The sequence below is a fragment of the Mesorhizobium sp. M0276 genome (assembly GCF_040321755.1).
Taxonomy (GTDB): Bacteria; Pseudomonadota; Alphaproteobacteria; order Rhizobiales; family Rhizobiaceae; genus Mesorhizobium.
This window is the reverse complement of record NZ_JAMYSC010000006.1, coordinates 92,385-110,905: the sequence shown is the minus strand read 5'-3', so window position 1 is coordinate 110,905 and position 18,521 is coordinate 92,385. Positions and strand designations below refer to the sequence as shown.

Below are 18,521 nucleotides of genomic sequence, written 5' to 3'. Positions count from 1 at the left end.
GCATGCCGAGAATTGTCTGTTTTTTGTCACGGAAAGGCGTTAGAAGCCGCCTTATGGACTTGAACACGATAGAGCGCGACGACGTCGACGCCGCGGCCGAAGCGATGGCCGCGCCGGCGGCAACCGCCAGGAAGGTCTTCGTCAAGACCTATGGCTGCCAGATGAACGTCTATGATTCACAGCGCATGACCGATGCGCTGGCCGCCGACGGCTATTCCACGACCGATGCCATCGGCGAGGCTGATCTGGTGCTGCTCAACACCTGCCATATCAGGGAAAAAGCGGCGGAAAAGGTCTATTCCGAGCTCGGCCGAATCCGCGATATGAAGGCCGAACGTGCCTTGGTCGGCCGCGAGATGCTGGTCGGCGTCGCCGGCTGCGTGGCGCAGGCCGAAGGCGCCGAGATCATTCGCCGCTCGCCGGCCGTCGATCTGGTCATCGGCCCGCAGACCTATCACCGGCTGCCCGACGTGCTGGCGCGGGTGCGCGGCGGCGAGAAGATCGTCGAGACCGACTACGCCATCGAGGACAAGTTCGAATACCTGCCGCAGCCGAAGCGCGCCGAGGTTATCAAGCGCGGCGTCACCGCTTTTCTCACCGTGCAGGAAGGCTGCGACAAATTCTGCACCTTCTGCGTCGTGCCCTACACCAGAGGCTCGGAAGTCTCGCGTCCGGTGGCGCAGATCGTCGCGGAGGCCGAGCGCCTGGCGGAAGCCGGCGTGCGCGAGGTGACGCTGCTGGGCCAGAACGTCAATGCCTGGCATGGCCGGGGCGAAAACGGCGAGGAATGGGGCCTTGGCCGCCTGCTGTTCAGGCTGGCCGAAATCCCGGGCCTGGCGCGACTGCGCTACACGACCAGCCACCCACGTGACATGGACGACGAACTCATCGCCGCTCACCGCGATCTGCCGGCATTGATGCCTTATCTGCATCTGCCGGTGCAATCAGGTTCCGATCGCATCCTCAAGGCGATGAACCGCCGGCACACGGCCAAGGATTATCTGGCGCTGCTCGACCGCATCCGCACTGCCCGGCCCGATATCGCGCTTTCCGGCGATTTCATTGTCGGCTTCCCCGGTGAGACCGAAGCGGATTTCGAGGCGACCATGGAACTGGTGCGGCAGGTGAATTACGCCTCTGCCTTCTCGTTCAAATATTCGCCGCGTCCCGGCACGCCGGGCGCTGAAATGCCCGATCATGTGCCGGAAACGGTCAAGGATGAGCGCCTGCAGCGGCTACAAGCTCTGCTTTTGAAACAGCAGCAGGACTTCGGCACAAGCCTGGTCGGCAGCACCATCGACACGCTGATCGAGAAGCCCGGCCGACAGGCCGGCCAGAAGGTCGGCCGCTCACCGTGGCTGCAGCCGGTTATTGTTGATGAAACGGCCGGCGAAATCGGTGACATTATCCAGGTGCGAATCACGAAGACGGGCTACAACAGCCTGTTCGCCGAATTGGCCTGAGGGTCTCGGCAGATGAGGAGAGACGGTTGAGCGCTGCGGAAGTGAAGAATCTACCCCACGCCACGGCATCCGGGGCTTCTGATATGGCGCATATCGTTCTGACTTTCGACAACAACAAGCTTGCCAGCGCCCTTTACGGTCAGTTCGACGAAAATCTCGCCAGACTCGAGCAGAAGCTCGGCGTCGACATCCGCTCCCGCGGCAACCAGCTGACCATCAAGGGCTCGGCGTCAGCCGCCGAGCAGGCGCGCCGCGCCCTGGACAATCTCTACGGCATTCTCCAGAAAGGCGTCGATATCGGCCAGTCCGACGTCGATGGCGCCGTCCGAATGGCAATCGCCGCCGACGATCAGCTGACGCTGCCGACGCTGGAGCGCAAGGGCAAGGTCTCCGCCGCCCAGATCGCCACCCGCAAGAAGACGATCTATGCCCGATCGCTCAACCAGGACGCCTATATGCGGGCGCTGGAGCGGTCGGAACTGGTGTTCGGCATTGGTCCGGCCGGCACCGGCAAGACCTATCTGGCGGTAGCGCATGCGGCGATGCTGCTCGAGCGCGGCATGGTCGAGCGCATCATTCTGTCGCGGCCGGCCGTCGAGGCCGGCGAGCGGCTCGGTTTCCTGCCGGGCGACATGAAGGAAAAGGTCGATCCCTATCTGCGGCCGCTCTATGACGCGCTTTACGACATGATGCCGGCCGACAAGGTCGAGCGCGCCATTGCCGCCGAAGTCATCGAGATCGCGCCGCTCGCCTTCATGCGCGGCCGCACGCTGGCGCATGCCGCCGTCATCCTCGACGAGGCGCAGAACACCACGCCGATGCAGATGAAGATGTTCCTGACCCGTCTCGGCGAGAATTCGCGCATGATCGTCACCGGCGATCCGACCCAGATCGACCTTCCCTCCAACACCAAATCGGGCCTCGTCGAAGCCTTGCGGGTGCTGGACGGCGTGGCAGGTGCGGTCACCGTGCGCTTCAACGACGGCGACGTGGTCCGCCATCCGCTGGTGGCGGAAATCGTCAGGGCCTATGACCGGGATGCCAAACTGGCGCGCGGCCTCGGCGCCGAGAATTGATTTTGACGATGCGGCTTTATGCCTGAGGATTTAATATCCGGCGACGGGAATGTTCCCGTCGATATCGATATATCAGTCGAAGCGGGCGAATGGCCGGATGAGGCAAGCCTGATGCGGCTGGTCGATCGCGCTGTTGCGGCTGCCTTTGCCGAGACCGGCGGGGCTGGCCGTTCCGAACTCAGCCTCGTTTTTTCCGACGACACGCATATCCGGACCCTCAACGCTGGCTGGCGTGGCAAGGACAAGCCGACCAACGTATTGTCTTTCCCGGCTTTTCCGCTTGTGAAAGGCGCTCCTTTGCCGCCGATGCTGGGCGACATCGTGCTCGCCGCAGAGACGGTCACGCGTGAAGCGGCACTGGAAGACAAGCCGGTTGAGAACCATATCACTCATCTCGTCATCCACGGCCTGCTGCATCTGCTGGGCTACGATCACGAGACCGATGCGGATGCCGAGGCGATGGAGGCCGTTGAACGCGCAGCGCTCGCGAGACTTGCCATTCCCGATCCCTACGCGTAACTACATCTGATCAATTGACCGGACGACGATGAACGACAAACCAGAGACTGCCGCCCGCCCCGACGCCGGCAGTGCGACCAAGGCTTCCGATACGTCGGAAGAGGGATCAAGTCCCAGTACCGTTACCTCTGGTGCTGCCAGCACCGGCAGCGCTGCCAGCGAAACCTCGCCTGCCGGCCCCTCCCTGTTCGACCGCGTGCTGCGTTTGTTCCGGCAACGCAACGGAACCAGCCTGCGCGAGGAAATCGCCGGCGCCCTTGCCGAGACGACGAGCGACGCCGGGGCCTTCTCGCCTGGCGAACGCGCCATGCTCAACAACATCCTGCGCTTGCGCGAGGTGCGCGTCGAGGACGTCATGGTGCCGCGTTCCGACATTCAGGCGGTCGAGATCGCGACGACGCTCGGCGATCTGCTTGGCACCTTCGAGCAGTCCGGCCATTCGCGCATGCCGGTCTATTCCGAGACGCTCGACGATCCCCGCGGCATGGTGCATATCCGTGACGTGCTGGCTCACATCACCAAGATCGCGCGCGTCAAAAAAGGCCGCACGACAAGGAAAACCCCTGCCGCCACGGTTCTTGACCTCGCCCAGGTCGACCTCGCGCGCACCATTGGCGACCTCAATCTGATCCGTCCGGTGCTGTTCGTGCCGCCGTCGATGCTTGCCTCCGACCTGATGGCCCGCATGCAGACGACGCGCACGCAGATGGCGCTGGTCATCGACGAATATGGCGGCACCGATGGCCTCGCCTCGCTGGAAGACATCGTCGAGATGGTGGTCGGCGATATCGAGGACGAGCATGACGACGATGAGCCGATGATTACCCGGAGCGGCGACGGCGTGTTCATCGTCGACGGCAAGGCCGAGATCGACGATGTCGCCAAGATGATCGGCGAGGATTTCGCCGCTGGCGAACATGGCGATTATGTCGATACCATTGGCGGCATGATCTTCAACACGCTCGGTCGCGTACCGGCGCGCGGCGAGGTGGTTCAAGCCATTCCCGGCTTCGAATTCCATGTGCTGGATGCCGATCCGCGCCGCGTCAAGCGCGTGCGCATCGTGCAGAGCCAGAAGGGCGAGCGCCGCCGGCGCGCCACGGCCCGTGCCGAACAGGCGTGAGCGTTTCGCTCGCCCGATGACCGTCGACGACCCGTTCAAGCACGCAAGCCTGGGCTCCGGCGTGTTCTACAAGGATCCTCGAGCCGCGCTGGACTGGCTGGAGGCGGGTTTCGGCTTCGAGCGCAGCATGGTGGTCAGCGATGCCGAGGCAAAGCTCGTCCATTCCGAGATGAGGTTTGGCGACAGCTACATCATCGTCGATTCCGAATGGACCGATCACGTAGCCAGCCCGGCCTCTGTCGCCGGCAAGAACATGCAGTCGGTCTATGTCAGGCTGAAGGACGGCCTGGATGCCCATTGCGAGCATGCCAGGGCCAAGGGGGCCGAGATCGTCCAGGAGCCAGCGGATCAGTTCTATGGCGAACGCCAGTATCGGGCGCGCGATCCCGAGGGCCATGTCTGGACCTTCACGCAAACCCTGCGTTCTGTTTCTCGTGAAGAGGCCGAACGGCTGGGCGGCCTGCGCATCGAAGGCTGGCACCGCTAGGCTCGGTCCACCGCTGGCGATCTCCTGCCGTTTGGCCCGCGGACCGTGGCCTGTTAAATCTTGGCTATTGATTCGCGCGACTCGGAAGTATGCATGGTGCGCCTTGCCGGCCGGATAATTCTGCTTTGGGGTTGGGGGCGCGCGCTCGTGGCGTTTCTCGCTGGCGCGCTGGCGGTGCTTGGCCAGGCGCCTTACGATTTCTTCGCCGCCTGTTTCATCTCTTTTCCCGTGCTGGTCTGGCTGCTCGACGGCGCGACCGGTGATGCTTCCGGCGGCCTGATGCGGCGCCTGCGGCCGGCCTTCGCCGTCGGCTGGTGGTTCGGCTTCGGCTATTTCCTTGCCGGCCTGTGGTGGATCGGCTCGGCTCTGCTGGTCGAGGCCGACAACTTTGCCTGGGCGCTTCCCTTCGCGGTGGTCGGCATTCCCTTCGCACTCGCCTTTTTCTACGGCTTTGCGGCCGTGGTTGCGCGGCTGTTGTGGAGCAGCGACATCGGACGCATCGCCGCCCTTGCCTTCGGCTTCGGGCTGGCGGAATGGCTGCGCGACTTCCTGTTCACCGGTTTTCCCTGGAATGCCATCGGCTACGCGGCCATGCCCGTGCCGCTGTTGATGCAAAGCGTCTCGGTCACCGGCATGATCGGCATGAACGCGCTCGCGGTGTTCGTCTTCGCTCTGCCGGCGCTGCTGGCGGCGCGCCGGCATCTGCGCCTCGGCGCCGGATTGTTTGTCGTGCTTGCCGCTGCCCATGTCGGCTACGGCTATGTCAGGCTTGCCGCTCCCGAAAAACCTGCGGTGCACAGTCTGGACGTCCGCATCGTCCAGCCGGCCGTTGACCTCTCGGAAAAATGGGACGCCTCGGTGCGCGACCGCATCTTCGCAACCTTGATGGGACTATCGGCCAAGGCACCCGATCCGGGTCACGGCAAGCCGCAACTGATCCTGTGGCCCGAAACCTCGGTTCCGTTCCTCTTCACGGAGCGTCCGGACGCATTGACGGCGCTGGGCGACATGCTGGCACCCGGCCAGATGCTGATGGCCGGCGTCGTCCGCGAGGAGGGCGGTTCGGCCGCAAGTGCCGACAGCCGCTACTACAACTCCGTGGTGGCGATCGACGACAAAGGTGAAATAACTGATGCCGTCGACAAGGTTCACCTTGTGCCGTTCGGCGAATATCTGCCTTTCTCCGATCTGCTCGATCATTTCGGTATCGAGCAACTCGTTGCCGGGCCGATGAGTTTTGCGGCCGGCAACGAGCGGCACGCCATTGCGTTGCCTGATGGCATCCGTGCATTGCCATTTATCTGCTATGAGGTGATCTTTCCCGATCTCGCGGCAGTTGACGCTACGTCAGCACAGCTTATTGTGAACGTCACCAATGATGCGTGGTTCGGCGACACGCCGGGTCCGTATCAGCATTTCAGGCAGGCCCAGATCCGTGCGGTGGAGAATGGATTGCCATTGTTGCGTGCAGCCAACAACGGCATCTCGGCCGTCGTCGATCCGCGCGGGCGCATCGTCGATGCGCTGGCGATCGACGCCCGCGGCGCCATCGACGCCCATGTGCCGATTTCCGAACAGGCGGTCATCTCTCCTGGCCAACGACGCATTAACGGAATGCTGATCATGTTGCTGTTTGCCATTGCGGCCGCACTTTTGAGCGTAAGGCAGAAGCTACGGGTGAATTGACAGCCCACACATTAGAAACTCATACTGTAAGCGCCTGATATTTCTCGAAGTCGGTTGATCGTTCTGTTGGGGCAGTTGCCTCCGGCTTCATTTGGGCAGGAAAAAATAGAGAAGCCGAAAAAATTCGGCGAGGAAAAAATGATAGAAGATAACAAGAAGAAACCGAATCCGATCGACATCCATGTTGGCAGTCGCATTCGGCTTCGCCGCAATATGTTGGGAATGAGCCAGGAAAAGCTGGGAGAAAATCTCGGCATCACATTTCAACAAATTCAGAAGTATGAAAAGGGCACCAACCGCGTCGGCGCCAGCCGTCTGCAGGCGATCGCGTCCATCCTCGGCGTGCCTGTCGCCTTCTTTTTCGAGGATGCGCCCGGCCAGGAGGCCGTGGCAGGCCGGGGATTTGCCGAGGATGCGTCGATGGCCTTCGCCGTCGAATTCTGCGGCAGTCCCGAAGGCCTCCAACTCAACCGGGCCTTTGTCAAGATCGCCGACGCCAAGGTCCGCCGCAGGATCATAGATCTGGTCAAGTCTCTCTCCACCGACGATGCCGACTGATCCGCAATCACGCTTGGACCGGCGGCGCCCTGCCGCCGGTGGCACAAGATAACTGCAGCGACATTCATGCCAGAACCGAAGCATCGCTTGACGAGCGGCGCATCGCCCCGCTAACACGTGGCGCGCCAAAGTCGGCAGCCTGCCGATCGTTTTTCAAGAGGGGACACCCGTGACGCGGCAGAACTACTTCTTTACCTCGGAATCCGTTGCCGAGGGCCATCCCGACAAAGTCTGTGACCGGATTTCCGACGAGATTGTCGATCTGGTCTATCGCGAAGCCAAGAAGACCGGCATGGACCCATGGAAAGTCCGAGTCGCCTGCGAGACGCTTGCGACAACCAACCGCGTCGTCATCGCCGGCGAGGTGCGCGTCCCGGAGACACTGCTGAAAAAGGACAAGGCAGGCAACATCCTCACGGATGCCGCCGGCCATCCCGTCGTCAATCCGGCCAAGTTCAAGTCGGTCGCCCGCAAGGCGATCCGCGAAATCGGCTATGAGCAGGCCGGCTTCCACTGGAAGACGGCAAAGATCGAGGTCCTGCTGCACGGCCAGTCGCCGGACATCGGCCAGGGTGTCGACAATGCCTCCGACCGTCAGGGCGAAGAAGGCGCCGGCGATCAGGGCATCATGTTCGGCTACGCTTGCCGCGAGACGCCGGATCTGATGCCGGCTCCGATCTATTACAGCCACAAGATCCTGGAACTGCTGGCTGCTGCCCGTCACGAAGGCAGCGGTGAAGCCGGCAAGCTCGGGCCGGACGCCAAGAGCCAGGTCACCGTCCGCTATGTCGACGGCAAGGCCGCCGAGGCGACGCAGATCGTGCTGTCCACGCAGCACCTCGATGCGAGCTGGGATTCGAAAAAGGTCCGCAAGGTCGTCGAACCCTATATCCGCGAGGCATTGGGCGAGCTGAAGATCTCCGACGACTGCATGTGGTACATCAACCCGACCGGCAAGTTCGTCATCGGCGGGCCGGACGGTGACGCCGGCCTGACCGGCCGCAAGATCATCGTCGACACCTATGGCGGTGCCGCTCCCCATGGCGGCGGCGCTTTCTCCGGCAAGGACACCACCAAGGTCGATCGTTCGGCGGCCTATGCGGCGCGCTATCTGGCCAAGAACGTCGTGGCGGCGAAACTGGCCGACCGCTGCACCATCCAGCTTTCCTACGCCATCGGCGTCGCCCAGCCGCTGTCGGTCTATGTCGACCTGCACGGCACCGGCAAGGTCGACGAGGCAAAGCTGGAGGAGGCGCTGCGCAGCGTGATGGATCTGTCGCCGTCCGGCATCCGCCGCCATCTCGATCTCAACAAGCCGATCTACGCCAAGACGTCGTCCTACGGCCATTTCGGCCGCAAGGCCGGCCGCGACGGGTCTTTCTCCTGGGAAAAGACCGATCTCGCCAAGGCGCTCAAGGACGCGGTCGCCGCCTGATAGCGACGCCGCAAAGTCCCGCCATGGACCCGAAGGACAGACCAAGCCGCGCGACCGAAGCCTTTTTCGGTCGCCGGCGCGGCAAGACCATGCGTCCGCAGCAGGCGGCTGCTCTGGAAAGCGGTTTCGGAACATATCGGCTCGATCTGACAGCTGAACCGCCGGTCGATCTATACGCTCTGTTCAAAGCCGATGTTTCGGCGGTTCGCCTCGAGATCGGCTTCGGCGGTGGCGAACATCTCCTCCATCGCGCCACCGAGGCGCCCTCGATCGGCTTTATCGGCGTCGAGCCGTTCGTCAACGGCATGGCCAAGATGATGATGGCAGTGCGGGAGGAGCCGCTCGCCAATCTGCGGGTTTATGACGACGACGCCACCCGGTTGCTGGACTGGTTGCCGCAAGCCTCGCTCGACGGTATCGACCTGCTCTATCCCGATCCCTGGCCGAAGAAGAAACACTGGAAGCGGCGCTTCGTCAGCCCGGTCAATCTCGATCGGTTCGCGCGCGTGCTGAAGCCGGGTTCGAAATTCCGCTTTGCGTCCGATATCGACACCTATGTCAACTGGACCTTGCTGCATTGCCGTGCGCATGGTGCGTTCGCCTGGCAGGCTTCGGAGGCGGCGGACTGGCACCGGCCCTATGATGGCTGGCCGGGCACCCGCTACGAAGCGAAGGCCATTCGTGAGGGCCGGCGGCCGGCCTATCTCACTTTTGTCAGAACATAGGCGCGCTCACGGCGCACCAGCCTCCGGCCGTTGCAAAGGCGAGTCCATTCGCCAAATCTAGAGACGACCGATCCTGTTGAAGACAGCCGGATCTATTCCGAGCTTGCGCAGGTCGTCAGCACGCGGCTTGCGGCCCACTTGCACCGCCACCGCGCGCGAGGCGGCGACCGCGCTGCCAAATGTCATGAAGAGTTCGCCAATGGCGGAAAAGATCTCGCGGTTGGTCATGGTCATGCCCCTCTGTGCTGTGTCGTGCAATCCTTGTGCGATGTGTTATAAATGGAAATGCAGCGGCAAGGCTCACAGGGGTTTCGCCGCATGGAGGCCATGCGTCTGGCGCAACACTGGCGCCGTAATGGGTTTCCTGCGGCCCGCACGGCGGGCTTGAAACACCAGCCGCGATCGTTTATATCAACCTCAAATTCTTGGTCGGTATGACGAAGAGTGGGTCCACCCGGTCCCGCTCTTTTTTATTACCTGCCGATAACTTCGGATAGAGCGACAGGATATCAATGACTGCAACGGCAAGCGAGGGCGACGATCGCATCATCCGCGAAAGCGGCATCGATGCGCGCATCGCGCTGATCGTCCAGCCGGTTCTGCGCGGCATCGGCTTCCGCCTCGTGCGGGTGCATCTGTCGGGCCAGAACGGGCTGACGCTGCAGATCATGGCCGAGCGCGAGGACGGCACCATGACCGTCGAGGATTGCGAAGAGGTCAGCCGCGCGGTGTCGCCGGCGCTCGACGTCGACGATCCGATCGAAAAGGCCTATCATCTGGAGGTCTCGTCGCCCGGCATCGACCGGCCGCTCGTCCGCAAATCGGATTTCACGACCTGGACGGGTCATCTGGTCAAGATGGAAACATCGATCGTCGTCGCCGACCGCAAGCGGTTCAAGGGCAAGATCGTCGAGGCCGGCGAAGACGATGTGGTGATCGAGCGCGAAAAGGCTGCCTATGGCGAGGAGCCGACGGTGCGTGTCCCCTATGATGCGATTTCCGAAACGCGCCTGATCCTGACCGACGATCTCATTCGCGATGCCCTGTCGAAGGACAACAGGGCGCGCAAGGAAGCCAAGAAACGTCGCGGCGAACCGGACGACGATGAGTCGGGTACGGAAACGGACGCCACGGAAGAACACGAACAGGAACTATGATTGAGCTGCTGGGCGCGAAGGTCCGGCAAACAGGCTCGGGAGAAAAACGATGGTTGTAAGCGCCAACAGACTTGAACTGCTGCAGATCGCCGACGCGGTCGCGCGCGAAAAGTCGATCGACAAGTCGATTGTCATCGCCGCCATGGCCGATGCGATCCAGAAGGCGGCACGTTCGCGTTACGGTCAGGAGACCAACATCCGCGCCGACATCAACCCGAACACCGGCGAGATGAAGCTGCAGCGGCTGATGGAAGTGGTCGAGAAGGTCGACGACTATGCCACGCAGATCGCCATTTCCTCGGCCCGCGAGCGCAATCCCGATGCCCAGCTCGGCGACTTCATCGCCGAACAACTGCCGCCGATGGATTTCGGCCGCATCGCCGCCCAGTCGGCCAAACAGGTCATCGTGCAGAAGGTTCGCGAGGCCGAGCGCGATCGCCAGTACGACGAGTACAAGGACCGCATCGGCGAGATCGTCAACGGCACCGTCAAGCGCGTCGAATACGGCAACGTCATCGTCGATCTCGGCCGTGGCGAGGCAATCATCCGTCGCGACGAACTGATCCCGCGCGAAAACTACAAATACGGCGACCGCGTCCGCGCTTATGTCTATGACGTGCGCCGCGAGCAGCGCGGCCCGCAAATCTTCCTGTCGCGCACCCATCCGCAGTTCATGGCCAAGCTGTTCACCATGGAAGTGCCGGAGATCTATGACGGCATCATCGAGATCAAGTCGGTCGCCCGCGACCCCGGCTCGCGCGCCAAGATCGCGGTCATCTCACGCGACAGTTCGATCGATCCGGTCGGCGCCTGCGTCGGTATGCGCGGCAGCCGCGTCCAGGCCGTTGTCGGCGAGTTGCAAGGCGAGAAGATCGACATCATTCCGTGGTCGCCATCGGCGGCGTCTTTCATTGTCAATGCGCTGCAGCCGGCGGAAGTCGCCAAGGTCGTGCTCGACGAGGATGCCGAGCGCATCGAAGTCGTGGTTCCCGACGACCAGCTGTCGCTGGCCATCGGTCGTCGCGGCCAGAATGTGCGGCTTGCTTCGCAGCTGACCGGTTGGGATATCGACATCCTGACCGAGGCCGAGGAATCGGAGCGTCGCCAGAAGGAATTCGTCGAGCGTTCGTCGCTGTTCATGGAAGCCCTCGACGTCGACGAGATGGTCGGCCAGGTGCTCGCCTCCGAAGGCTTCACCAGCGTCGAGGAAGTCGCCTATGTCGATTCCGGCGAGATCGCCTCGATCGATGGCTTCGACGAGGATACCGCTTCGGAAATCCAGACCCGCGCCCGCGAATATCTGGAGAAGATCGAAGCCGAACACGACGACAAGCGCAAGGCGCTCGGCGTCTCGGACGAATTGCGCGAAATCCCCGGCATCACCACCGCTATGATGGTGACGCTCGGCGAGGACGGCGTGAAGACGATCGAGGACTTTGCCGGCTATGCCGCCGACGACCTGACCGGCTGGAAGGAACGCAAAGACGGCGAGACCAAGGTCTATCCGGGCGTGCTGGCCAATCATGGCGTGACACGCGCCGATGCCGAGCAAATGGTTCTGGCCGCCCGCCTCAAGGCTGGATGGATCACCGAAGACGAGCTTGCAGCCGAAGAAGAATCGGCTGACGAAGCCGTTGGTGCGTGAGGTGAAACCGCATCGCACCGAACCCGCCCTTGGACGAGATGAACGATCGCACCTGTATCGTTACCCGCAGGCAGGCCGAACCGGATGATCTGATCCGGTTCGTCGTCGGCCCGGATTCGGCCGTCGTTCCCGATATCAAGAGAAATTTGCCCGGCCGCGGTTGCTGGGTGAGTGCCGACCGCCTACATATCGACAAGGCTGCGGCGAAGAACCTTTTCGCTCGCGCCTTCAAGGCACAGGTGGTCGTGCCGCCCGATCTTGGCGGCATGGTCGACGGGCTGCTTTCCAGACACGCTCTGGGCATGCTCGGTCTTGCCCGCAAGGCAGGCGCGATTGCGCTGGGCGCCACCAAAGTCGAGAGCGCTGTGCGTGGCGGATTGGCGCTTTTCGTGCTCCACGCGACCGAGGCGTCCGACGACGGTGTACGCAAGATCAGTCAGGCACGACGGGCGACAGTCCATCTCGGCGGCCCTGTTATCCTTGCCTACAAACTTTTCTCCGAGGCCGAGTTGAGCTTGGCATTGGGGGGTACAAATGTGATACATGCTGCCGTTCTCGCGGGAGACGCGGGCAGGGCGGTCCAGAAGCGCATGGTTGCGCTCGACCGGTATCGGGGCGGTTCCCCGGACGATCTGGCAATGCTTGCGGCTGTTGCTGACGAAGATGATGCCGCAGAGGATATGGAATGAGCGATACGAAATCGGGTGACGACAATACGCTGAGTGTGACGCCGAAGAAGACCTTGACGCTGAAGCGCCCCGGTATGGAACAGGGCACTGTGCGCCAGAACTTCTCGCACGGCCGCACCAAGCAGGTCGTCGTCGAAACCAAGAAGCGCAAGTTCTCGATGCCCGGCGACAAGCCGGAGCCGGTTGCCGCCCCCGTCTTCACACCGAAGCCGGCGGTCGTGGCTGCACCCGTCGTCGTGCAGGAAGCGCCGAAGGCGCCGCCACCCCCGCCACCGGCCCCGGTCGAGCGCAGCGGCATGGTGCTGAACGAACTGTCGCGCAGTGAAATGGAAGCACGCCGCAGGGCGCTCGAGGGCTCGAAGGTTCGCGAGGTCGAGGACCGTCAGCGCGCCGCCGAGGAGGCCAAGCGCCGCGCCGAGGACGAAGAACGCCGCAAGCGCGAACGCGATGAATCGGCGCGCCGCCAGGCCGAGGAAGAGGCGCGGTTGCAGACCGAGGCCGAATCCCGCCGTCGGGCCGAGGAAGAGGCGCGCCGCCGCGCGCCGCTGACCGCTGAACTGGCGACGGTCGACGACGAAGAACAGGTCAAGCCGAAGCGGACTGGTGCCGGTGTGCCGGTGCGCCGTCCGGTTACGCCTGAAGTGGCGCGTCCGGCCAAGCCGACCAAGAGCGAGGAGGACCGCCGCCGCGGCAAGCTGACGCTGAATTCAGCATTGTCCGACGAGGATGCGCGAGCCCGTTCGCTGTCGTCGATGCGTCGCCGCCAGGAAAAATTCAAGCGCGCGATGCACAATGAGCCGCGCGAGAAAGTCATGCGCGAAGTGATCCTGCCAGAGACGATTACCATCCAGGAATTGGCGCAACGCATGTCCGAGCGTGCGGTCGACCTGGTCAAGTTCTTCATGAAGCAAGGCCAGATCCTAAAGCCGGGCGACGTCATCGACGCTGACACGGCCGAACTGGTTGCTACCGAATTCGGCCATACGGTTCGCCGCGTCGCCGAGTCCGACATCGAGGAAGGCCTGTTCAACATCGCCGACAACGCCGAGGACCTGGTGTCGCGTCCGCCCGTCGTGACGATCATGGGTCACGTCGATCACGGCAAGACCTCGCTGCTCGATGCCATCCGCAATGCCAACGTCGTTTCCGGCGAAGCCGGCGGCATCACCCAGCATATCGGCGCCTATCAGGTCGAGAAGAACGGTCACAAGATCACCTTCATCGACACGCCCGGCCACGCCGCCTTCACGGCAATGCGTGCTCGTGGCGCCCAGGCGACCGACATTGCCATCCTGGTGGTTGCGGCCGACGACAGCGTCATGCCGCAGACGATTGAATCGATCAGCCATGCCAAGGCGGCCGGCGTTCCGATCATCGTGGCGATCAACAAGATCGACAAGCATGATGCCGATCCGCAGAAAGTGCGCTCCGAACTGCTGCGCCACGAAGTCTTCGTCGAATCCATGGGCGGTGAAGTTCTGGACGTCGAAGTGTCGGCGACCAAGGGCACCAATCTCGACAAGCTGCTCGAGGCGATCCTGCTGCAGGCCGAAATTCTCGACCTGAAGGCCAATCCGGATCGTACCGCCGAGGGCGTCGTCATCGAAGCCCAGCTCGACAAGGGTCGCGGTCCCGTTGCCACCGTGCTGGTGCAGACCGGCACGCTGATGCCGGGTGACATCCTTGTTGCCGGCAACGAATGGGGCCGGGTGCGTGCGCTGGTCACCGATCGTGGCGTGCAGATCAAGGAAGCGCCGCCGGCGATGCCGGTGGAGGTGCTTGGTCTGCAGGGTACACCGCAGGCCGGCGACCGCTTCGCCGTGGTCAACAATGAGGCCCGCGCCCGCGAAATCACCGAGTATCGCCAGCGTCTGGCGCGCGAGAAGGCGGTTGCCAAGCATGCCGGCCAGCGCGGTTCGCTCGAGCAGATGATGTCGCAATTGCAGACGAGCGGGCTGAAGGAATTCCCACTGGTCATCAAGGGCGACGTGCAGGGTTCGATCGAGGCGATCAACGCAGCGCTGGACAAGCTCGGCACCGACGAAGTGCGTGCGCGCATCGTCCATGCAGGCGCCGGCGCCATCACCGAAAGCGACGTGTCGCTTGCGGAAACCTCGGGTGCGGCGATCATCGGCTTCAACGTCCGCGCCAACGTCCAGGCGCGTGCTGCCGCAGCGGCCGCGGGCATCGAGATCCGCTACTACTCGATCATCTACAATCTCGTGGATGACGTGAAGGCGGCTCTGTCGGGCCTGCTGTCTCCGGAGCGTCGCGAGACCTTCATCGGCAATGCACAGATCCTCGAAATCTTCGACATCACCAAGGTCGGCAAGATCGCCGGCTGCCGTGTCACCGAAGGCAAGGTCGAGCGCGGTGCGGGCGTTCGCCTGATCCGCGACAATGTCGTCATTCACGAGGGCACGCTGAAGACGCTGAAGCGCTTCAAGGACGAAGTTTCGGAAGTCCCCGGCGGCCAGGAATGCGGCATGGCCTTCCAGAACTACGAGGACATGCGCGTCGGCGACGTCATCGAGTGCTTCCGCGTCGAGATGGTGACCCGGACGCTCTGAGTTCGAGTGACTTGTTCATAAGGGCGGTGGTCGAAAGGCCGCCGCCCAAGGTCTATTGAGAATGGCCCATATGAGACATGAGGCGCGGTCCCATCCCGCGCTTCACGCTTTCAGGATTGAGAAAAATGCCCCGTCCAACCGCATCCAGCCCATCCCAGCGCATGCTGCGCGTCGCCGAACAGGTCCGCCATGCGCTGTCCGAAACCCTGCAGCGGGGCGAGATCATCGATCCGTTGATCGAGAACACCGTGGTGTCGGTCTCGGAAGTGCGCATGTCGCCCGACCTCAAGGTCGCCACCGCTTTCGTCTCGCCACTCGGTGCCAAGGATACCGATGCGGTGGTCGAGGCGCTGAACAAGCACGCGAAATTCATCCGCGGCCGCGTCTCTGGCGCGCTGCGGCAGATGAAATTCATGCCGGAGTTCCGCTTCAAGCTCGACACCTCCTTCGATAATTTCGCCAGGATCAACGACCTGTTGAAGTCGCCCGAGGTAGCACGCGATCTGGGTCCTGAGGACCAGGACAAAGACGACAACAAGGACACAGAATAGTGGCGCGTCGCGGTAAGAAGAAAGGCCGGCCGATCTCGGGCTGGCTGATCCTGGACAAGCCGGTCGGCATGGGCTCGACCGAAGCCGTCTCCAAGATCAAATGGCTGTTCCAGGCGGAAAAGGCCGGCCATGCCGGCACGCTTGACCCGCTCGCCTCCGGCATGCTGCCGATCGCGCTTGGCGAGGCCACCAAGACCGTGCCCTACGTGCAGGACGGCGCCAAGATCTATCGCTTTACCGTTGCCTGGGGACAGGAGCGCTCGACCGATGACCTCGAAGGTCCGGTGACGAAGGAGTCCGACCTGCGTCCATCGGAAGCCGAGGTCAAAGCGCTGCTGCCGAAATACACCGGCGTCATCATGCAGACGCCGCCGCAATTCTCGGCCATCAAGATCGCGGGCGAGCGTGCCTATGATCTGGCACGCGACGGCGCGACAATCGATATTCCGCCACGCGAGGTCGAGATCGGCCGGCTCGATATTGTCGGGCATAGCGCCGACCATACGGTTTTCGAGGTCGAGTGCGGCAAGGGCACCTACGTGCGCTCGCTGGCCCGCGACATGGGCCGCGACCTCGGCTGCTTCGGTCATATTTCCGAATTGCGCCGGGTCGAGGTCGAGCCATTCACGCCGGAGGATTTCGTCACCATCGCCGAACTGGAAGCCGCTCGTTTCGGTGTGCGGGATGAAGACAGCTCGGAGGCGACGGATGTCGCCGACACGACAGAAGCCACTGGCGCGACAGAAGTCGCTGACGTGATGGAAGCGCCGATCGACTTCGACGCCATCGACGCGCTTCTGGTCGATACGGCGGCCGCCCTCGACTGCCTGCCGCAGGTCGCCATCAGCGACGATGCAGCGACCAAGATCCGCCTTGGCAATCCCGTAATCATCCGCGGCCGCGACGCGCCGGTGGAAGCCGAGGAAGCCTGCGCCACTGCTCGCGGCAAGCTGGTCGCCATCGGTGCCATCGAGCAAGGCATGTTCAAGCCCAAGCGGGTCTTTGCCGGCTGAGGGCACTCATCTAATGTCTGCGGACATAGCGTTAGAGGGGGCTCCATGGCAAAGGCTGAGGCGGTGAAGAAGCGGGCGCCGGTGAGGACGAGGCGGCCGCCGGTTGGTGCATCGCCCGGTACGCTGATTGCCGACCCGGCAGCTCGTCGCTCGGAACTGCGGCTGACTATGATCTCGCCGCAGAAATTCAAGACCATCGAAAACGCCAGCATCGACGACCTCAACACCCATTGCGACAAATGGCCGGTCATCTGGCTCGACTGTACCGGCCTCGCCAACATCCCGCTGATCGAGGAAATCGGCCGCATTTTCAGCCTGCATCCGCTGGCGCTGGAAGACGTCGTCAACACCGGCCAGCGGCCGAAGGTCGACTTCTTCGAGGACCATGCCTTCGTCGTCGTCAGGATGATCGACGATATCACGTCGCACCGCTATGAGCAGATCGCCGTCTTCTTCGGCAACAATTTCGTCGTCACCTTTCAGGAGCGTGAAGGCGATCCTTTCGATCCCGTGCGCAAGCGCATCGAGAGTTCCGCGCCCAACCGGTTGCGCGCGCGGGGCGCCGACTACCTCGCTTACGCGCTCATCGACGCCGTCGTCGACAGCTATTTTCCGCCGGTCGAGTCGGCCGGCGAACTGGTCGACAGCATCGAGGATGAGATGCTGCATTCGACGCACAAGCATCAGATGCGACAGCTGCATGAATTGCGGCGCGATGCCAATGTGCTGAAAGGGGTGCTGTGGCCCATGCGCGACGCGCTGGCGACGCTGATCCGCAACGACGTGCCCTATGTGAAGGCCGAGACCAAAATATTCCTCAACGACACGCTCGACCATTCGCTCAGGCTGATCGAACTGGTGGAAACCCAGCGCGACATGCTGACCGGCCTGATCGAGATGCATCTGTCGCTGAGCCAGGCACGCACCAACGACGTCATCAGCTATCTCACCATCGTGTCGGTCATCTTCATGCCGCTTACCTTCCTGGTCGGCATCTGGGGCATGAATTTCGATCCAGGGTCTTCGCCCTGGAACATGCCGGAACTGAAGGCCTATTATGGCTATCCGTTATCGCTTCTGTTCATGGCGCTTGTCGCGCTCGGGCTGATTGCCTTCTTCAAATGGAAGAAATGGCTCTGACAAGGATAGAACCGGCCATTTTGGCCTGAAAAGCCGGCTTGTGAATTGGGCTGGTGTTTTCCGGGGAATTGCACTATATGCGCCGCAGCATAGCGCTATGACGCCTTGCTTGCACCGGCCCCTGCTGGACGACATCCCGGCTGAGGGCGACCCGTTTCCTCAAACAGATAAGGAAAAACACGATGTCGATTACTGCCGAGCGCAAACAGGAATTGATGGGTGAATTCGCAACCGCCAAGGGCGATACCGGGTCTCCGGAAGTCCAGGTGGCCATCCTTTCCGAGCGCATCAAGAACCTGACCGACCATTTCAAGGACCACAAGAAGGATAACCATTCCCGCCGTGGTCTGCTCGCTCTCGTCTCCCAGCGCCGCAGCCTGCTTGATTATCTCAAGCGCAAGGATGACGCGCGCTACCAGACGCTGATCGAGAAGCTCGGTCTGCGCCGTTGACGAATTGACCGGCGGGCTTTCTTCGGAGAGCCCGCCGGTCGCGCATTCTGCCAGTCGCATCGACTGGCCAGACCCGGTTTCGATCGTGCAGAGGGCACTCGAAACCGCCCATGGACGGTCATGGGGCAGGATTGCAGGACGCTCGTGCGCGCTCGCCGCGCCGAAATTAGCCGAGCCTCCCGCTGTCTTGCCCGTGGCTGCCCGAGAAAGGAAGCCAAGGGAATGGGCATCC

17 protein-coding genes and 2 pseudogenes are annotated in these 18,521 nt (G+C 62.6%); 18 read left to right on the top strand and 1 reads right to left on the bottom strand.

All coding sequences use genetic code 11. The features are described from left to right. The first annotated feature begins 53 nt into the window (after nucleotides 1-53). The 9 genes from miaB (at nucleotide 54) to trmB (ending at nucleotide 9,072) form a co-directional block, all read left to right on the top strand. Nucleotides 54-1,463: a tRNA (N6-isopentenyl adenosine(37)-C2)-methylthiotransferase MiaB gene (gene miaB, locus NKJ01_RS07115; RefSeq protein WP_352727049.1), complete on the top strand. Its 1,410-nt coding sequence runs from the start codon at nucleotides 54-56 to the stop codon at nucleotides 1,461-1,463. Between the two features lie 83 nt (nucleotides 1,464-1,546). Beyond that, on the top strand, nucleotides 1,547-2,539 hold the full coding sequence (locus NKJ01_RS07110; RefSeq protein ID WP_023758127.1) for a PhoH family protein: 993 nt from the start codon (nucleotides 1,547-1,549) through the stop codon (nucleotides 2,537-2,539). Between the two features lie 18 nt (nucleotides 2,540-2,557). After that, entirely contained in the window at nucleotides 2,558-3,058 is a 501-nt protein-coding gene (gene ybeY / locus NKJ01_RS07105; protein WP_352727047.1) for an rRNA maturation RNase YbeY, read from the top strand. A gap of 28 nt (nucleotides 3,059-3,086) precedes the next feature. After that, nucleotides 3,087-4,181 (top strand): hemolysin family protein, encoded by a 1,095-nt coding sequence (locus tag NKJ01_RS07100; protein WP_352727046.1) that lies wholly within the window; start codon nucleotides 3,087-3,089, stop codon nucleotides 4,179-4,181. A gap of 16 nt (nucleotides 4,182-4,197) precedes the next feature. Beyond that, the gene (locus tag NKJ01_RS07095; RefSeq protein WP_352727044.1) at nucleotides 4,198-4,668 is read left to right on the top strand and encodes a VOC family protein; all 471 of its coding nucleotides are present in this window, start codon (nucleotides 4,198-4,200) and stop codon (nucleotides 4,666-4,668) included. Nucleotides 4,669-4,761: 93 nt separating this feature from the next. Further along, the gene (lnt, locus tag NKJ01_RS07090; RefSeq protein WP_352727042.1) at nucleotides 4,762-6,354 is read left to right on the top strand and encodes an apolipoprotein N-acyltransferase; all 1,593 of its coding nucleotides are present in this window, start codon (nucleotides 4,762-4,764) and stop codon (nucleotides 6,352-6,354) included. 138 nt (nucleotides 6,355-6,492) lie between these two features. Next, on the top strand, nucleotides 6,493-6,912 hold the full coding sequence (locus NKJ01_RS07085) for a helix-turn-helix domain-containing protein (RefSeq protein WP_023758122.1): 420 nt from the start codon (nucleotides 6,493-6,495) through the stop codon (nucleotides 6,910-6,912). A 169-nt stretch (nucleotides 6,913-7,081) separates the two neighbouring features. Then, the gene (gene metK, locus NKJ01_RS07080; protein ID WP_352601453.1) at nucleotides 7,082-8,347 is read left to right on the top strand and encodes a methionine adenosyltransferase; all 1,266 of its coding nucleotides are present in this window, start codon (nucleotides 7,082-7,084) and stop codon (nucleotides 8,345-8,347) included. Between the two features lie 23 nt (nucleotides 8,348-8,370). Then, a complete protein-coding gene (gene trmB / locus NKJ01_RS07075) occupies nucleotides 8,371-9,072 on the top strand; it encodes a tRNA (guanine(46)-N(7))-methyltransferase TrmB (RefSeq protein ID WP_352727040.1) in 702 nt (233 codons plus the stop codon). 57 nt (nucleotides 9,073-9,129) lie between these two features. On the opposite strand, the gene NKJ01_RS07070 is transcribed toward trmB, so the two are convergent. Beyond that, nucleotides 9,130-9,306 (bottom strand): hypothetical protein, encoded by a 177-nt coding sequence (locus tag NKJ01_RS07070; protein WP_352727145.1) that lies wholly within the window; start codon nucleotides 9,304-9,306, stop codon nucleotides 9,130-9,132. Between the two features lie 278 nt (nucleotides 9,307-9,584). Between NKJ01_RS07070 and rimP the strand changes: the two genes are divergently transcribed. The 9 genes and pseudogenes from rimP to rpsO all read left to right on the top strand — a co-directional run bounded on the left by rimP (nucleotide 9,585) and on the right by rpsO (nucleotide 18,289). Beyond that, nucleotides 9,585-10,229: a ribosome maturation factor RimP gene (gene rimP, locus NKJ01_RS07065; protein ID WP_352727038.1), complete on the top strand. Its 645-nt coding sequence runs from the start codon at nucleotides 9,585-9,587 to the stop codon at nucleotides 10,227-10,229. A 49-nt stretch (nucleotides 10,230-10,278) separates the two neighbouring features. Next, entirely contained in the window at nucleotides 10,279-11,874 is a 1,596-nt protein-coding gene (gene nusA, locus NKJ01_RS07060; protein ID WP_023758117.1) for a transcription termination factor NusA, read from the top strand. A 38-nt stretch (nucleotides 11,875-11,912) separates the two neighbouring features. Further along, nucleotides 11,913-12,563, top strand: a complete 651-nt coding sequence (locus tag NKJ01_RS07055) for an RNA-binding protein (protein ID WP_352601447.1) — start codon at nucleotides 11,913-11,915, stop codon at nucleotides 12,561-12,563. Next, a complete protein-coding gene (gene infB, locus NKJ01_RS07050; protein ID WP_352727037.1) occupies nucleotides 12,560-15,133 on the top strand; it encodes a translation initiation factor IF-2 in 2,574 nt (857 codons plus the stop codon). Before NKJ01_RS07055 ends, infB begins: the two co-directional genes overlap by 4 nt. Nucleotides 15,134-15,258: 125 nt before the next feature. Beyond that, nucleotides 15,259-15,684, top strand: coding sequence for a 30S ribosome-binding factor RbfA (gene rbfA, locus NKJ01_RS07045; RefSeq protein WP_352727036.1), 426 nt, complete (start codon nucleotides 15,259-15,261; stop codon nucleotides 15,682-15,684). Continuing rightward, nucleotides 15,684-16,352 (top strand): annotated as a pseudogene (gene truB, locus NKJ01_RS07040) (tRNA pseudouridine(55) synthase TruB); the annotation flags it as partial. The gene rbfA and the pseudogene truB, both read left to right, overlap by 1 nt. Nucleotides 16,353-16,457: 105 nt before the next feature. Further along, a pseudogene (locus tag NKJ01_RS36420) lies at nucleotides 16,458-16,697 on the top strand (tRNA pseudouridine(55) synthase TruB); the annotation flags it as partial. 45 nt (nucleotides 16,698-16,742) lie between these two features. Next, on the top strand, nucleotides 16,743-17,837 hold the full coding sequence (gene corA, locus NKJ01_RS07035; RefSeq protein ID WP_023758111.1) for a magnesium/cobalt transporter CorA: 1,095 nt from the start codon (nucleotides 16,743-16,745) through the stop codon (nucleotides 17,835-17,837). 140 nt (nucleotides 17,838-17,977) lie between these two features. Beyond that, nucleotides 17,978-18,289, top strand: coding sequence for a 30S ribosomal protein S15 (gene rpsO / locus NKJ01_RS07030; protein WP_269470859.1), 312 nt, complete (start codon nucleotides 17,978-17,980; stop codon nucleotides 18,287-18,289). Nucleotides 18,290-18,521: the final 232 nt, after the last annotated feature.

What these genes read in the sequence shown, in the direction of transcription:
- lnt (WP_352727042.1), top strand. Translation starts at nt 4,762, where the DNA reads ATGGTGCGCCTTGCCGGCCGGATAATTCTGCTTTGGGGTTGGGGGCGC.
- NKJ01_RS07100 (WP_352727046.1), top strand. Translation starts at nt 3,087, where the DNA reads ATGAACGACAAACCAGAGACTGCCGCCCGCCCCGACGCCGGCAGTGCG.
- trmB (WP_352727040.1), top strand. Translation starts at nt 8,371, where the DNA reads ATGGACCCGAAGGACAGACCAAGCCGCGCGACCGAAGCCTTTTTCGGT.
- NKJ01_RS07055 (WP_352601447.1), top strand. Translation starts at nt 11,913, where the DNA reads ATGAACGATCGCACCTGTATCGTTACCCGCAGGCAGGCCGAACCGGAT.
- NKJ01_RS07070 (WP_352727145.1), bottom strand. Translation starts at nt 9,306, where the DNA reads ATGACCATGACCAACCGCGAGATCTTTTCCGCCATTGGCGAACTCTTC.
- nusA (WP_023758117.1), top strand. Translation starts at nt 10,279, where the DNA reads ATGGTTGTAAGCGCCAACAGACTTGAACTGCTGCAGATCGCCGACGCG.
- miaB (WP_352727049.1), top strand. Translation starts at nt 54, where the DNA reads ATGGACTTGAACACGATAGAGCGCGACGACGTCGACGCCGCGGCCGAA.
- NKJ01_RS07110 (WP_023758127.1), top strand. Translation starts at nt 1,547, where the DNA reads ATGGCGCATATCGTTCTGACTTTCGACAACAACAAGCTTGCCAGCGCC.
- NKJ01_RS07095 (WP_352727044.1), top strand. Translation starts at nt 4,198, where the DNA reads ATGACCGTCGACGACCCGTTCAAGCACGCAAGCCTGGGCTCCGGCGTG.
- NKJ01_RS07085 (WP_023758122.1), top strand. Translation starts at nt 6,493, where the DNA reads ATGATAGAAGATAACAAGAAGAAACCGAATCCGATCGACATCCATGTT.
- rimP (WP_352727038.1), top strand. Translation starts at nt 9,585, where the DNA reads ATGACTGCAACGGCAAGCGAGGGCGACGATCGCATCATCCGCGAAAGC.
- corA (WP_023758111.1), top strand. Translation starts at nt 16,743, where the DNA reads ATGGCAAAGGCTGAGGCGGTGAAGAAGCGGGCGCCGGTGAGGACGAGG.
- ybeY (WP_352727047.1), top strand. Translation starts at nt 2,558, where the DNA reads ATGCCTGAGGATTTAATATCCGGCGACGGGAATGTTCCCGTCGATATC.
- infB (WP_352727037.1), top strand. Translation starts at nt 12,560, where the DNA reads ATGAGCGATACGAAATCGGGTGACGACAATACGCTGAGTGTGACGCCG.
- rbfA (WP_352727036.1), top strand. Translation starts at nt 15,259, where the DNA reads ATGCCCCGTCCAACCGCATCCAGCCCATCCCAGCGCATGCTGCGCGTC.